We start from the raw sequence: 14,028 nt of genomic DNA, 5'->3' as shown, positions 1-14,028 counted from the left end.
TCACCGGTACTCCGACAGTCTGCGGTTGACGCCCGTCACGGCGCACGCCGCGCCGAGCACCCCGAGCACCGCCGCGCCCAGCGGCAGCCCGGTCAGCGCGGCCCGGCTGCCCTCGGCGGCGCGGGTGAACTCGTCCTGCTCGTGGGCGAGGGCGCGGCCGAGGGCCGCGTCGAGCTGGTCGAAGGACTGGCCGGTCGACTCCGTGGGCCCGATGATCCGCTGCATCGCCCCGTCGAAGTCGCCCGCGTCGTCCTTCTCCCGCGCCTGGGCGTGCCGTTCGCGCCATTCGCCGGCCCGGGCGGCGGCCTCGGTGAGCGGGCCGCGGCCCTCCTCGTCGTCGGCGAGCCGGGTCGCGGAGGCGAGCGCCGAGGCGAGGGCGGAGGCGCTGGCGGCGTAGTCCGCCTCGTACTTGTCGCGCTTGCCGTCCTCGGTGAGCACGGCGCCGCGCGCCACCACCGTCAGGTTCTCGCTGGCGCGGGCCTTCAGGGAGCTGATCCGGGCCTCGTTGAGGACCTGGAGGGAGTCCTGGCCGCGGGTGCGGGCCTCGTCGAGCCCCGCGCGGGCCAGCCCGTGCCCGGCGAGCAGCCACAGCAGTCCGGCCAGGCAGGCGGCGGTCGCGCCGAGCAGCCCCCGGTTGAACACCCGGTGGGTGCGCGCGTAGGTGCGGCGCTGGGCCCAGACCAGGACGGCGAGCGCCGCGAGGCCGAGGGCGACGGAGAGGAAGGGCCAGATCCGGGCCGCGTCGTCGTCCTCGTGCAGCCGCCGGGTCTCCGCCGCGTACAGTCGCTCGGCGGCGGGCAGCAGCTCCTGGGCCATCGTCTGGTTCGCGTAGCGCAGGTAGGCGCCGCCCAGCGGCAGGCCCTGCCGGTTGGCGGCGCGGGCCCGCTCGACCAGGCCCGTGTAGCGGGGCAGGTGCTCGCTGAGCGTGGCCAGTTCGCGCGCCGACTCGCCGGAGACCTCGGTGCTGGCGGCGGCCTTCACCAGGAGCCGGGAGGCGGTGGTGACGTCGTCCGTGTACCGCTCGCGGATCTGCTCGGGCTCCTGCGGGCCGGCCAGGAAGCCGCTGGCGGCGGTGGCGTCGGCGTCGGCGAGCGAGCGGTAGATGTCGGCGGCGTCGGCGCTCAGCGGCTGGCTGCGGCCCACCACGTCGTCGGTGGCGGCGGCGCGGTCGGAGACCTCGAAGGCGGTGACGGCCCCGAAGGCGACGACCAGCAGCGCCAGCAGGGCGCCGAGGATCCGCAGCCGGCCGGGCTCGGTCGTGGCGGCCCGGCGCAGCAGCTCGCGGCCCTGCGTCCAGGCGCCGGGCGCCGCGGGCGGCGGCACCTCGGCCGGGACGACGGCCCCGGACTGCGCGGGCACGCCGGAGCCGGGTCGCGCGGGCGCGCCGCCGGTGCCCCGCGCCGCCGAGGTGGCGGGCGCGTTCGGCGGATGTGTCACGTGACCTCCCCCTCGGTCTGAGACGTCGACCGGTCCGTCCGGCGGAGCGGTGGCCGCCTCCCGGCCAGCAGTATGGCCGCAGTGGCCCGGACGCACACCGGGATTGACTCGATCTTGTTCCTATCGTGCCGCATGGCCGCGGACCCTCCGCGGGCGAACCCCCCTTCACACCTTCCTCACTTTGAATACGACGTCCGGCCGCGATCGGTTCCTTCTCGAACGTCGCTCGTGCGGGTGAACATGCGTGCGGGGCGCCCCGTGAGGGAACGCCCCGCGCCCGTAAGGCCCGTCGGTGCCAGTCAGGCCCAGTCAGGCCCCGTCAGGCCCCGTAGTGCTCCCGCAGCCGGTCCGCCGCCTCGGGGCCGGTGCCCCAGGCGTCCAGCGCGAGCAGCCCCGCGCCCAGCACCGGCGGGGCGGTCACCACCCCGATCACCGCCTTCGGCGCCTTCGCGCCCAGGAGTTCGGCGATCCGCGCGTCGAGCCGGGGATGGCGGGCGGCCAGCACGCTGCCGCCCAGCATCACCGGCGCCGCCTCGTCGAGCAGGTCCAGCCGCCCGAGCGCGACCGAGGCCAGCGCCACCACCTCGTCGGCCAGCCGGTCCACGAGCGCCCCGGCCACCGGGTCGCCCCCGGCGCTGGTCCGGAACAGCACCGGCGTCAGCTCGTGCTTCCGCTCGGCCTCGATCCGCCCCAGGTGCAGCGCCTCTATCAGCGCGTACATCGTCGGCAGCCCGAAGTGCGCCGGCAGGGTGCGGGCGAGCTCCGTGGGCTCGCCCCGCCCGTCCTCGGCGCGCGCCGCGAACCACAGGGCCTCGTCGGCGAGTCCGCCGCCGCCGCCCCAGTCGCCGGATATCTTCCCGATCGCGGGGAACCGCGCGGTCCGCCCGTCCGGCAGCATCCCGACGCAGTTGATCCCGGCCCCGCACACCACGGCGACGCCCCGCGGCTCGTCGATCCCGGCCCGCAGGATGGCGAAGGTGTCGTTGTGCACGTGGACCGAGGGGCTCCAGCCGCGCGCCTCCAGGGCGGCCTTCAGCTCGGCCTCCTCCACCGGCAGGTCGGCGTTGGCCAGGCAGGCCGCGACCACCTCGAAGGAGGCCGGGACACGGGCCTCGGCGCAGGCCCGGCCGACGATCTCGGCGAGCGCGCCGACGGCCGTCTCCACACCCACCACGGGCGGCTGGAACCCGCCGCCGCGCGCCGCGCCGAGGACGCGGCCGTCCTCGCCGACGACGGCGACGTCGGTCTTGCTGTTGCCGGCGTCGACGGCCAGCGCGATCCCTCTCACGCCCACGCGAGGTGCTCCCGGTTGTGCGCGATCAGACGGTCGGTCAGCGCCTCGGCGTACCCGAACTGCCCGACCAGCGGGTGCGCGAGCAGCGCCTTGAAGACGCGGTCGCGGCCGCCCTTGAGCGCCGCCTGGAGGGCCAGGTCCTCGTAGGCGGTGACGTTCGCGATCAGCCCCGCGTACAGCGGGTCGAGCCGCGGCACGGCGAGCGGCACGGCACCGGCCGGGCCCACCGCCGCCTGCGTCTCGATGACGGCGTCGTCCGGCAGGAACGGCAGCGTGCCGTTGTTGTACGTGTTCACCACCTGGTACGGCGAGCCGCCGCCGCCCAGCAGCGAGGCGGCCAGGTCCACGGCCGCCTCCGAGTAGAAGGCGCCGCCGCGCTTGGCGAGCAGGGCCGGCTTCTCGTCGAGCGAGGGGTCCCCGTACAGCTCCAGGAGCTCCTTCTCCATCGCGGCGACCTCGGCCGCCCGCGAGGGCTTGCTGCCGAGCTCCTTCACGACCTCGTCGTGCGCGTAGAAGTAGCGCAGGTAGTACGAGGGGACCACGCCGAGCCGGTCCACGAGCTCCCGGTCCATGCGCAGGTCGGCGGCGACGGCCTCGCCGTGCTCGGCGAGCAGCCGGGGCAGCACGTCCTCGCCCTCGGGGCCGCCGAGGCGCACCCCGGTCTCCCAGGTCAGGTGGTTGAGCCCGACGTGGTCGAGGTGGACCTCGGCGGGGGAGACGCCGAGCAGCGCGGCGAACTTCCGCTGGAAGCCGATGGCCACGTTGCACAGCCCGACGGCCTTGTGCCCGGCCTGGAGCAGCGCCCGGGTGACGATGCCGACCGGGTTGGTGAAGTCGATGATCCAGGCGTCCGGGTTGGCGCGCCGGACCCGCTCGGCGATGTCCAGGACGACCGGGACGGTGCGCAGCGCCTTGGCGAGGCCGCCGGCGCCGGTGGTCTCCTGGCCGACGCAGCCGCACTCCAGCGGCCAGGTCTCGTCCTGCTCGCGGGCGGCCTGGCCGCCGACGCGGAGCTGGAGCAGGACGGCGTCGGCGCCCTCGACACCCGCGTCGAGGTCCGAGGTGGTGGTGATCCGGCCCTCGTGGTCCTGCTTGGCGAAGATCCGCCGGGCCAGGCCGCCGACCAGGTCCAGCCGGTCGGCGGCCGGGTCGACGAGGACCAGTTCGGTGATGGGCAGGGTGTCGCGCAAGCGCGCGAACCCGTCGATCAGTTCGGGGGTGTAGGTGGAGCCGCCCCCCACGACAGCGAGCTTCATAACGTCGGCTAGCCCTTCACTCCGGTCAGCGTGACACCCTCGACGAACGCCTTCTGGGCGAAGAAGAAGACGAGGATCACGGGGGCCATGACCAGGACGGTCGCGGCCATGGTCAGATTCCAGTCGGTGTGGTGCGCGCTCTTGAAGGACTCCAGGCCGTAGCTCAGCGTCCACGCCCCCGGGTTCTCCGAGGCGTAGATCTGCGGTCCGAAGTAGTCGTTCCACGCGGCGAAGAACTGGAAGAGCGCGACGGCCGCGATCCCCGGTTTCGCCATCGGCAGCACGACCCTCACGAGGGTGCGCAGTTCGCCGCAGCCGTCCACACGGGCCGCGTCGAGGTATTCGTTCGGGATGGTCATGAGGAACTGGCGCAGCAGGAAGATGGAGAACGCGTCGCCGAAGGCCATCGGGATGATCAGCGGCCACAGGGTGCCGGACAGGTCCAGCTCCTTGGACCAGAACAGGTACATCGGGATGATGACGACCTGCGGCGGCAGCATCATCATCGAGATCACGAGGAGCAGCGAGAGGTTGCGCCCGCGGAAGCGGAACTTGGCGAGCGCGTACGCCACCGGGATCGAGGAGAGCACCGTCAGGACGGTGCCGGCGCCCGCGTACACCAGGGTGTTGCGCCACCAGGTGAGGAAGCCCGGGGTCTCGAAGACGCGGACGTAGTTGCCCCACTCCCAGGTGTTCGGGGTGAGGTCGCGGGTGAGCGCCTGCTGGTCGCTCATCAGCGAGGTGAACAGGACGAAGACGAAGGGCAGGACGAAGAAGAGCGCGGCGGCGACGCCGAGCGAGTGCACCGCGATCCAGTGCAGCAGCGCCTTGCGGCGGGCGGTGCGGGCGGCGGGGGAGGTTCCCTCGGCGCCGCGTGCCGTCGTCTTCGGGGGGTCGAGTACCTGGCTCACGGGTCAGTCACCTGCCTGGATGAGGCCGCCGCGGCGGCGCATCAGCAGCCCGGTGAAGAGCATGGCCAGGGCGAAGAGGACGAGGGCGATGGCGCAGGCGGCGCCGTAGTCGAAGCGCTGGAAGCCGAGGTTGTAGACGAGCTGCGGCAGGGTCAGCGTGGACTTGTCGGGGTAGCCGGGCTCGAAGGGCTGCCCGGAGCCGCCCATGACGCCGGAGGCGACCTTTCCGGCCACCAGCGGCTGGGTGTAGTACTGCATGGCCTGGATGACCCCGGTGACGACCGCGAACATCACGATCGGCGAGATGTTCGGCAGGGTCACGAAGCGGAAGCGCTGGAAGGGCGAGGCGCCGTCCAGTTCGGCCGCCTCGTACTGCTCCTTCGGCACGTCGAGCAGCGCGGCCATGAAGATGACCATCAGGTCGCCGATGCCCCAGACCGCGAGCATGGTGAGCGCGGGCTTGGACCAGGCGGCGTCGGTGAACCAGCCGGGGCCGGTGATGCCGACCCCGTCGAGCAGCGCGTTGACCGGGCCGGTGCCGGGGTTGAGCAGGAAGACGAAGGCGAGCGTGGCGGCGACCGGCGGGGCCAGGTAGGGCAGGTAGAACAGGGTGCGGAAGACCCCGGCGCCGGTCTTGATCTTCGTGATGAGCAGGCCGATGCCGAGGCCGAAGACGACCCGGCAGGCGACCATCACGACCACCAGCCACAGGGTGTTGCGCAGGGCCGGCCAGAACATCGGGTAGTCCCGCAGGACGTACGTCCAGTTCTCCAGCCCGTTGAAGGACGGCGGGGTGAAGCCGTCGTAGTTCATGAAGGAGAAGTAGACGGTGGAGACCAGCGGGTAGGCGAAGAAGACGGCGAACCCGATCAGCCACGGTGACATGAAGGCCGCCGTCCGGAGCGCCGACCTGCGGCGCTTGGCGCGGAGCGTGTGGGTGCTCATCGGCCGTTGTTCGCCTTGGCCATGTCGGTGTCGATCTGCTGGGCGGTCTTCGCCAGGCCGGCCTTGAGGTCGCTCACGCCGCCCTTCTCGTACTGGAGGGCGAAGTCCTGGAGGGTCTTGAGGTACGAGTCGCCGTTGATCGCGCCGGCCGGGGTGTTGGACTTCTCGTGCTGCGCGATCTCCAGGAAGGTCTTGAAGCGCGGGTCGAACTTCAGGTCCGGCGACTTCAGGGCCTCGAAGGTGGAGGGCACGTTGCGGATGCCGTTGGCGAAGGCGACGACGGCCTCGGTGTCCGTGGTCATGAACTTGATCAGTTCCCAGGCCGCGTTCTGCTTCTTGCTCTGCGGCGCGATGCCCATGATCGTGCCGGAGAGGAAGCCCTTGCCGTAGTCGGCGGCCTGGCTGTCCGGTACGGGCATGGGGGCGACGCCGATGTCGAAGGGCACCTTGGCGTCGGTGGCCATGCCGAGCCGCCACTCGCCGTCCATCTGCATGGCGACCTGGCCGGTGTGGAAGGGGTGCTTGGCGCCCCACTCGTCGCCGAAGCCGGTGCGGTAGCGCTCCAGCTTCTCGTAGCCGCCGAGCTCGTCGACCATCTTCTTCTGGACGGTCATCATCTCGGCGATGCCGGGGTCGGTGCCGACGGCCGACTTGCCGTTCGCGTCGAAGTAGGTGGGGCCCCAGCTGCCCAGGTAGTGCTCGCTGGTGGTCTCGTAGCCGTGGTAGTTCGGCATGAAGCCGAGCCGCTCGAAGGAGTCGCCCTTGGGCTTGGTCAGCTTCTTGGCCGTGGCCAGCAGCTCGGAGTAGGTGCGCGGCGGCTTCTCGGGGTCGAGGCCGGCGTCCTTGAAGGCGGTCTTGTTGTAGTAGAGGCCGTAGGCGTCGGTGAGCAGCGGCATCGCGCAGCGCTTGCCGTCGAACTGCGTGTACTGGAGCAGCGTCTTCGGGATGATCTTGTCGAGGTCCAGCTTGGACTTCTCGATGAAGGGCTTCAGGTCGGCGAGGGCGCCGGAGGAGCAGAACTTGCCGACGTTGGAGGTGGTGAAGGAGGAGACCACGTCCGGGCCTTTGGAACCGCCGGTGCGCAGCGCCTGGTTGAGCTTGTCGTCGTTGATGCCGCCGATGACGTCGACCTTGATGTTCGGGTGCGCCTTCGTGAAGCGGGCGATGTTGTCGTTGATCGCCTTCACCTCGGACGGGGCGTTCCAGCCGTGCCAGAAGGTGATCGTCGTCTGCGCGTTCGGGTCGTCGGCGGAGTTCGCGCCCGTCGAGCCGGTACAGGCGGAGGCGAACAGGGCTATGGAGGCGGTGGCGGCGAGCGAGGCGGCGAGCCGGCGCTGACGTGCGGGCATGGCGGGTCTCCCTGGGCGGGGCGGGGGCGTACGAGGGGCAGGGGCGGTACGGGTCGTGCGGTGGTACGGCGGTGCGGCGGTACGGGGTTCAGCGGGAGGTGTCGAAGACCTCGTCGCGGGTGGCGGCCAGGGCGTTCTCCAGCGCGCCGCGCAGCACGGGGTGCGGCGCCACGGCGGCGAGGACCAGCCGGGGCCGGGCGGCGGCCAGATCGGCGAGCTGGGCCTGGACGCGGGCGCGCAGCGGCTCGCCGCCGGGGGTGACGGCCTCCCCGGCGAGGACCAGGAGCTCCGGGTCGAGCACGGCGACGACGGCGGCGAGACCGGTCGCCAGGCGCTCGGCGTACGTGTCGAGGAGCTCGGCGTAGCGCGCGTCCTCGTCGTGGTGGGCGGCGGCGTGCGCGAGGAGTGCGGCGGCGGTCTCCACGTACGGCTGCTCGCGGGTGTCGATGCCGAGGGTCTTGGCGATCCGGGGGATCGACTGGACGCCGGCGAGCTCCTGGAAGCCGCCGGAGTTGGCCTTGGTGACCTGCCGGACGAGCGGGGTGCCGGGCACCGGCAGGAAGCCGACCTCTCCGGCGCCGCCGGTGAAGCCGCGGTGCAGCCGCCCGCCGAGCACGACGGCGGCGCCGACGCCGGTCTCGTTCCACAGCAGCACGAAGTCCTCGTGGCCCTGGGCGGCGCCCAGGCGCTGCTCGGCGACGGCGACGAGGTTGACGTCGTTCTCGTACTCGAAGGGCATCGGCAGGGCGACGGCCAGCTCCTCCAGGAGCGTGGGGGAGTGCCAGCCGGGCAGGTGGGAGGCGTAGCGCAGGCGGCCGGTGGCCGGGTCGAAGGCGCCGGGGGTGCCGATGACCACCCGGTGCAGCGCGTCGAGCCCGCCGAGCCCGGCGGCGGTGACGGCGCCGGTGAGCGCGTCGGCGACCTGCCGGACCACGCCGCCCTCGGCCGGGCGGCCGGGGGTCCGCAGCTCGAACTCGCCGACCACCGCGCCGGTCACGTCGGCGACGGCGGCGCGGATCAGCCGCGGCGAGACGTCGAGCCCCGCCGCGTAGGCGGCCCGGGGGTTGACCGCGTACAGCTGCGCGTTGGGCCCGGGGCGGCCCGCGGTGGTCCCGGTCTCGATCACGAGACCGGCGGCTTCGAGGCGGGCGAGGAGCTGGGAGGCGGTCGGCTTGGAGAGCCCGGTGAGCTTGCCGATCCGGGTGCGCGAGAGGGGGCCGTGCTCCAGCAGCAGGTCGAGCGCGGCCCGGTCGTTCATGGCCCGCAGCACGCGCGGGGTGCCGGGGGTTCCCGGGGTGGTACCTGCCATGTCGGAGCCGCCTTGTCCCGCCGCATTGTTAGGAAACTTTCCTATTGGGTTGGGAGGAAGGTAAGACGCCCGTCGCCGGGGCGTCAAGAGCCCGCGTCGGTCCGGTACGGACCAGGGCGGACCCGCGACGGACCCCGGGCGTACCCCGGGTGTACCCCTGACGGACCCCCGGCGGACCCCCGGCGGACCCCCGACGTACCCCCCGGCGGACCGGTCGGCCGGGGCCCGGAACGCGTGAGGGCGCCCCGCCATCATCGACGGGACGCCCTCGGAAGGTGTGCGGAACGGCTACTTCGTGAGGTCCGGCTTCGGCAGCGGGGTGGCCGCCGCGGACTGGGGGGAGGTCGGGGAGGCGAAGGCCGAGGGGGCCGCCACGGCCGCCGACGGGTCGGCGGGGGAGTCCTCCGCCTGCGCGGGCAGCACCCCGCCGACGATCCGGATGCCCGCCTCGTCCAGCGCCCGCTTGATCCGCCAGCGCAGCTCCCGCTCCACGCCCAGCTTCTTGCCCGGCATCGTCTTCGCCGAGACGCGGACCGTCATCGAGTCGAGCAGCACCTCGGTGAGGCCCAGGATCTCCACCGGGCCCCACAGGCGCTCGTTCCACGGCTCTTCCTTCGCCATGGACTCGGACGCCTCGCCGATCACCGCCGACACCCGGTCCAGGTCCTCCGTCGGGCGGACCGTCACGTCCACCGCGGCGGTCGCCCAGCCCTGGCTGAGGTTGCCGATCCGCTTGATCTCGCCGTTGCGGACGTACCAGATCTCGCCGTCCACACCGCGCAGCTTCGTCACCCGCAGGCCCACCTCGACGACCTCGCCGGAGGCGACCCCGGCGTCGACCGTGTCGCCGACCCCGTACTGGTCCTCCAGGATCATGAAGACGCCGGAGAGGAAGTCCGTCACCAGGTTGCGCGCGCCGAAGCCGATCGCCACACCCGCCACACCGGCCGAGGCCAGCAACGGCGCCAGGTCGATCTTGAAGGCGCCCAGGATCATCAGGCCGGCCGTGCCGAGGATGAGGAACGAGGCGACCGAGCGCAGCACCGAGCCGATGGCCTCCGAGCGCTGCCGGCGCCGCTCCGCGTTGACCAGCAGGCCGCCCAGCGCCGTCCCCTCGACCGCCTGCGCCGACCGGTTCATCCGGTCTATCAGCTTGGTCAGGGCCCGGCGGATCAGCATCCGCAGGGTCAGCGCCACGACCAGGATCAGCACGATCCGCAGGCCCGTGTTCAGCCAGGTGGCCCAGTTCTGCTCCACCCACCCCGCGGCGTTCGTCGCCGTCTCGGCCGCCTCGTCCAGCGTCACCGGGACGGAGGGCGGGGCGTCGGCGGTCGGCAGGGCGGACCAGAACACGGGGGGCACGGGGGGACCTCCAGGGCAGGGGCGGGCAATCCGTGGGGCGATCCGTCCACACTAACGGGGGACACGGCGTGCCCCGGTCGGCGTGCGCGGGCGGGTTCGTGCGGTGCACGGCGGGTGCACAGGGGAAGACGGGCCGCCGCCCGCGAAAGACTCCCCGAACGCCGCCGATGTGGTCGAGAACACCCCCCGCGCGGTACCCGTTACCGGTACGTGGTGGCGCGCCGACCAGGCATGAGGAGAGACTGGGGGCAGTTTCGTCCCGGCGCGAGCCACGCGCCGCCGGCGTCATAGGAGGCATCCGTGCCGCATGTCCTGGTCCTCAACGCGTCGTACGAGCCGCTCGGCGTCGTACCGCTCCACCGCGCGCTCGTCCTCGTCCTGGAGAACAAGGCACTCTGCCTAGAGGAGTCCGGCGCCTTCCTGCACAGCGAGAGCCGGGTGATGGCCGCACCCAGTGTGGTGCGCCTCAAGCGGTTCGTGCGGGTCCCCTACCGGGGGCCCGTCCCCTTGACCCGCAGAGCGCTCTTCGCCCGCGACGGCGGACGCTGCATGTACTGCGGAGGCGTCGCAACCAGCGTCGACCACGTCATTCCGCGCAGCCGCGGGGGGACGCACGCCTGGGAGAACGTCGTGGCGGCCTGCCGCCGCTGCAACCACGTCAAAGCCGACCGGCACCTGCGCGAGCTGGGCTGGCGGCTACGGCACCAACCCGCCCCGCCGACCGGCCTGGCCTGGCGGATCATCGGGACCGGCCATCGCGACCCGCGATGGCTGCCCTACCTCCAGCCGTACGGCGCGGACGACGCGCTGGCCCGGATCGACTCGGTCGTCACCGCCCCCGTGGGGGCCGTGACGACGGGTTGAGCCGGGCCTTTCGCGTTCCGGGCGCGGGGGCTCAGGAGGGGCCGGGGGCCGGGCCGCCGCGCTCCTCCGGGGGCTCCCCGGCCCCGGGCCCGGCCCCGTCCCCGCCCGTGCCGGACGGCGGGTGCGCGTCCCCGGGCGCCGCCGTGCCCTCCGTGTCCTTCCGGCCGTCCGCCGGCGGCTCCGCCACCGCGTACGCCTCCACCGTCCACAGCGAATAGCCGTACGCCGTGGCCCGCGCGTCGCCCTGGACCCGCAGGAAGCGGGTGTCCGGCGCGTCCATCCGCACCGCCTCCCGGCCGCCCCGCCCGTCGCGGACCGTGGCGGCCGTACGCCAGACGCGCCCGTCGGCGGAGACCTGGATCCGGTAGCCCCGCGCGTAGGCGTCCTGCCAGTGCAGCACCACCTGCCCCACCCGGGCCGGCGCCGCCAGCTCCAGCTGCCACCAGGCGCCGTCCTCGGCGGGCGAGGACCAGCGGGTCGCCGGATCGCCGTCCACGGCCAGCGCCGCCGGGAAGTCGGGCGTCTCGTCGCCCGAGGACGAGGCCGTGCCGCCCGGCGCCAGGTCCGGGCCCGCCGTCCGGGGGAACGCCCGCACCGTGAGCACCCGCTCCTCGCCCGCGAAGCTCACCGGGACGGCGTACGCGCCGGGTGGCGTGCCCGCCGCGACCGTCACCTCCAACGGCACCGTGGCCCGGGTGCCGCGCGGCACCAGCGCCTCGGCCGGCAGCCGCACCGTGATCCCCTTCGGCGCCCGCGCGGCCAGCGCCCCGCGCAGCTCCGCCGCCCGCCGCCCCTCCAGGGTCGCGGCCACCCGGACCGCCGGGCCGCCGATCTCCGCGTCGGTCTCCGCGCGCTCCAGTTCGAGCCCGGCCCGCGGCTCGTCCGCGAACCACGGCACCAGCGAGCGCACCCGCCCCGCCGGGCCGTCCCACACGATCCGCACCGCCTCCGCGCGGAGCCCCGCCAGGTCCGCCTGCGTCCAGCCCGAGGCCGCCAGCGGGCCCAGCGCCCGCCAGCCCTCGCCGGGCACCAGGGCCTCCAGGGTGCCCGCGGCGCCCTCGCCGGGCTCCGTCATCACGGTGACCGTCTCCATCGGCCGGGCGTGCGCCATCCGGACCGTGTACGCGTCCGGCGCCGCGTCCGCGCGCAGCCCGGGGCCGGTCACCCGGTCCGCGCCGGTCCAGGCTGCCGACTCCGTCACCGCCCGCGCCAGGAACGGGTCCAGCACGCCCTTGCCGACCGTCACCGGGCCCGCCGCCAGCTCCTCGCGCCGCCGCTCCAGCTCCAGCTGCGCCCGCCAGGCCCCGGCGCCGTCGCCGCGCGCCTGGGCGAGCAGCATGTCCACGGCCGTCTCGCCCGCCCGCCCGTACCGCGCGAGCCGCTCCAGCCACGGCCCCGCCTCCGCGCGGAGCGCGCCGCCCGCCGTCCCGGCCAGCCGCTCCGGCGCCCGCCGCATCACGGTGAACGCGGCCCGCAGCTCGCCCGCAGCCCGCTCCCGGGCCGCCGGGTCGGCGCCGGTGCGGCTCGCCCAGAAGGCGTCGGCGAGCGGCTTCAGATAGGCCGACTCCGCCTCCGGGGCGAGCAGCGAGGAGGCCCCGTTCCCGGCCAGCGCGCCGAGCGCCGCGCGGGCGGCCGGATCGGGCCCGGCCAGGTCCTCGACGGCCGCCCGCCAGGACTCCTGGGGCCGGTAGCCCTTCGGGTTCCAGGCGAAGTCGGCGGCCGTGAACAGCGGCACGCGCGAGGCGGTCGGCTGCTGCATGGCGGTGGCCAGGTAGGCCGCGCTCCCGGCGGCGACGGCCGGCTCCCGGCCCGTCGAGGGGCCGAGGAAGAGCCGGTCCTGGGCGTAGTCGTTGACCGGGTAGTCGTCCATGGTGACCAGCGGGTGGCGCAGCGCGTCGCGGGCGCCGGCCAGGTCGCGCCCCGTGATGGTCCTCGGCACCGCCCCGACACCCGTCCAGGCCAGCTGCACCCGCGGGTCCAGGGCCCCGGCCAGCGCCGTGCGGTACGGGGTCGCGCCGTCCTGGTAGTACTCGGTCGGCACCACCGACAGCGGCTGCGCCCCCGGGTGACGCTCGGCCAGGTGCCGGGCCACCGCGCCGGCCACCCGCGCGTGCGCGCGGGCGGCTGCCTCGGGACCCCGCCCGAAGGTCTCGGCGTCCGCCGCGCAGCGCCACTCGCTGTAGCTGACGTCCTGGAAGCCGAGCTGGAAGGCGCGCACCCCCAGCGCCCACATGGCGTCGAGCTTCGCCGTCAGCGCGGCCAGGTCCCGCTCCGAGGACAGGCACATCGACTGGGCGGGGGCCACGGACCAGGCGAGCGTCACGTGGTTGGCCCGGGCCCGGTCGGCGAGCTCGCGGAAGGCGGCCCGCTCGGCGGCCGGATAGGGCTCGCGCCACAGCGCCTGGCGGTACGGGTCGTCCCCGGGCGCGTACAGATAGCGGTTCTGCTTGGTGCGGCCGAGGAAATCGACCTGGGCCAGCCGCTCCTCGCGGCTCCAGGGGCGCCCGTAGAAGCCCTCGGTGATGCCGCGCACGGCCGTGCCGGGCCAGTCGCGGACCCGGACACCCGGCAGGGTCCCGTCGGCGCGCAGCAGTTGACGCAGCGTCTGGACCGCGTGGAACAGGCCGTCCTCGCCGGTGCCGTCCAGCACCACCGTGTCCCGGCCCTGGACGCGCCCGGCCGCGAGCCGGTAGCCGCCGTCCGGCAGGTCGCCCCGCGCGGGCACCCGCAGCGCCGCCAGCGCCTCCCGGGCCCCGGCGGCGTCCTCGCCGACCCGGAGCACCGCGCCCCGGCCCGGCAGGGCCTCGTGGACCGTGCGCACGCCGCCCGACCGCAGCAGCGCGCGCAGCGCGTCGAGGGCGCCCGGATCGGCGCCGGGCGCCGCCACGAGCGTTACCTCCGCGCCGAGCGCCACCGGCGCGCCCGTGACGGCCAGCGACTGGGGGCGCGGCCAGACGGCGGGCGCGGCGGCGGTGGCGGCGGTGGTGGGCGTGACAGGAGCGGTGGGTGAGGTGGGTGAGGTGGGTGAGGCGGGTGAGGTGACGAGGGTGCCCGGGGCGCCCGGGGTGCCGGGCAGCGCCAGGGCCGGGGCCGGGACGGCGCCGCCGAGGAATCCGCCGATGACCGCGACGGCCACCGCGGTCGCCGTCCGCCTCCTGTGCCCGAGGTGCACGGGTGCTCCCTTCGGTCCCGTGGGTCACGATTCGATGACGGCGAGCCCATCACCCGGGCCGACGGAGTGTCAATGCGACTGGTCGAACTGTCCCGTTTGCCGGAGGGGCTTCCGGCGAGGTGGCACCCG

General features: G+C 74.3%; 10 protein-coding genes. 1 reads left to right on the top strand and 9 read right to left on the bottom strand.

From position 1 onward, the window contains the following. The 8 genes from AB0C99_RS17785 to AB0C99_RS17750 form a co-directional block, all read right to left on the bottom strand. A complete protein-coding gene (locus AB0C99_RS17785; protein WP_362475898.1) occupies positions 1 to 1,323 on the bottom strand; it encodes a hypothetical protein in 1,323 nt (440 codons plus the stop codon). Between the two features lie 433 nt (positions 1,324 to 1,756). Then, on the bottom strand, positions 1,757 to 2,731 hold the full coding sequence (locus AB0C99_RS17780) for a BadF/BadG/BcrA/BcrD ATPase family protein (RefSeq protein ID WP_362475821.1): 975 nt from the start codon (positions 2,729 to 2,731) through the stop codon (positions 1,757 to 1,759). Continuing rightward, positions 2,722 to 3,987 (bottom strand): 6-phospho-beta-glucosidase, encoded by a 1,266-nt coding sequence (locus tag AB0C99_RS17775; protein WP_362475819.1) that lies wholly within the window; start codon positions 3,985 to 3,987, stop codon positions 2,722 to 2,724. Before AB0C99_RS17775 ends, AB0C99_RS17780 begins: the two co-directional genes overlap by 10 nt. Positions 3,988 to 3,995: 8 nt before the next feature. Beyond that, on the bottom strand, positions 3,996 to 4,898 hold the full coding sequence (locus tag AB0C99_RS17770; RefSeq protein WP_362475817.1) for a carbohydrate ABC transporter permease: 903 nt from the start codon (positions 4,896 to 4,898) through the stop codon (positions 3,996 to 3,998). Positions 4,899 to 4,901: 3 nt separating this feature from the next. Continuing rightward, on the bottom strand, positions 4,902 to 5,843 hold the full coding sequence (locus AB0C99_RS17765; protein WP_362475815.1) for a sugar ABC transporter permease: 942 nt from the start codon (positions 5,841 to 5,843) through the stop codon (positions 4,902 to 4,904). Then, a complete protein-coding gene (locus tag AB0C99_RS17760; RefSeq protein WP_362475813.1) occupies positions 5,840 to 7,192 on the bottom strand; it encodes an ABC transporter substrate-binding protein in 1,353 nt (450 codons plus the stop codon). Before AB0C99_RS17760 ends, AB0C99_RS17765 begins: the two co-directional genes overlap by 4 nt. Before the next feature lie 88 nt (positions 7,193 to 7,280). After that, the gene (locus AB0C99_RS17755; protein ID WP_362475811.1) at positions 7,281 to 8,501 is read right to left on the bottom strand and encodes an ROK family transcriptional regulator; all 1,221 of its coding nucleotides are present in this window, start codon (positions 8,499 to 8,501) and stop codon (positions 7,281 to 7,283) included. A 288-nt stretch (positions 8,502 to 8,789) separates the two neighbouring features. Then, positions 8,790 to 9,863, bottom strand: coding sequence for a mechanosensitive ion channel family protein (locus tag AB0C99_RS17750; protein ID WP_362475809.1), 1,074 nt, complete (start codon positions 9,861 to 9,863; stop codon positions 8,790 to 8,792). Positions 9,864 to 10,163: 300 nt separating this feature from the next. On the opposite strand from AB0C99_RS17750, the gene AB0C99_RS17745 reads away from it, so the two are divergent. Next, positions 10,164 to 10,727, top strand: coding sequence for an HNH endonuclease (locus tag AB0C99_RS17745; RefSeq protein WP_362475808.1), 564 nt, complete (start codon positions 10,164 to 10,166; stop codon positions 10,725 to 10,727). Between the two features lie 31 nt (positions 10,728 to 10,758). Here AB0C99_RS17745 and AB0C99_RS17740 read toward each other — a convergent pair whose 3' ends face one another. Continuing rightward, the gene (locus AB0C99_RS17740) at positions 10,759 to 13,899 is read right to left on the bottom strand and encodes a beta-N-acetylglucosaminidase domain-containing protein (protein ID WP_362475807.1); all 3,141 of its coding nucleotides are present in this window, start codon (positions 13,897 to 13,899) and stop codon (positions 10,759 to 10,761) included. Between the last annotated feature and the right edge of the window lie 129 nt (positions 13,900 to 14,028).

Origin of the sequence: Streptomyces sp. NPDC048659, assembly GCF_040650575.1 — a bacterium.
Lineage (GTDB): Bacteria > Actinomycetota > Actinomycetes > Streptomycetales > Streptomycetaceae > Streptomyces.
The sequence above is the reverse complement of the archived record's forward strand: the minus strand, read 5'-3'. Positions and strand labels throughout refer to the sequence as shown.

Bases quoted from the DNA above. Each gene is read 5' to 3' on its own strand.
- AB0C99_RS17775 (WP_362475819.1), bottom strand. From the start codon at position 3,987: ATGAAGCTCGCTGTCGTGGGGGGCGGCTCCACCTACACCCCCGAACTG.
- AB0C99_RS17765 (WP_362475815.1), bottom strand. From the start codon at position 5,843: ATGAGCACCCACACGCTCCGCGCCAAGCGCCGCAGGTCGGCGCTCCGG.
- AB0C99_RS17760 (WP_362475813.1), bottom strand. From the start codon at position 7,192: ATGCCCGCACGTCAGCGCCGGCTCGCCGCCTCGCTCGCCGCCACCGCC.
- AB0C99_RS17755 (WP_362475811.1), bottom strand. From the start codon at position 8,501: ATGGCAGGTACCACCCCGGGAACCCCCGGCACCCCGCGCGTGCTGCGG.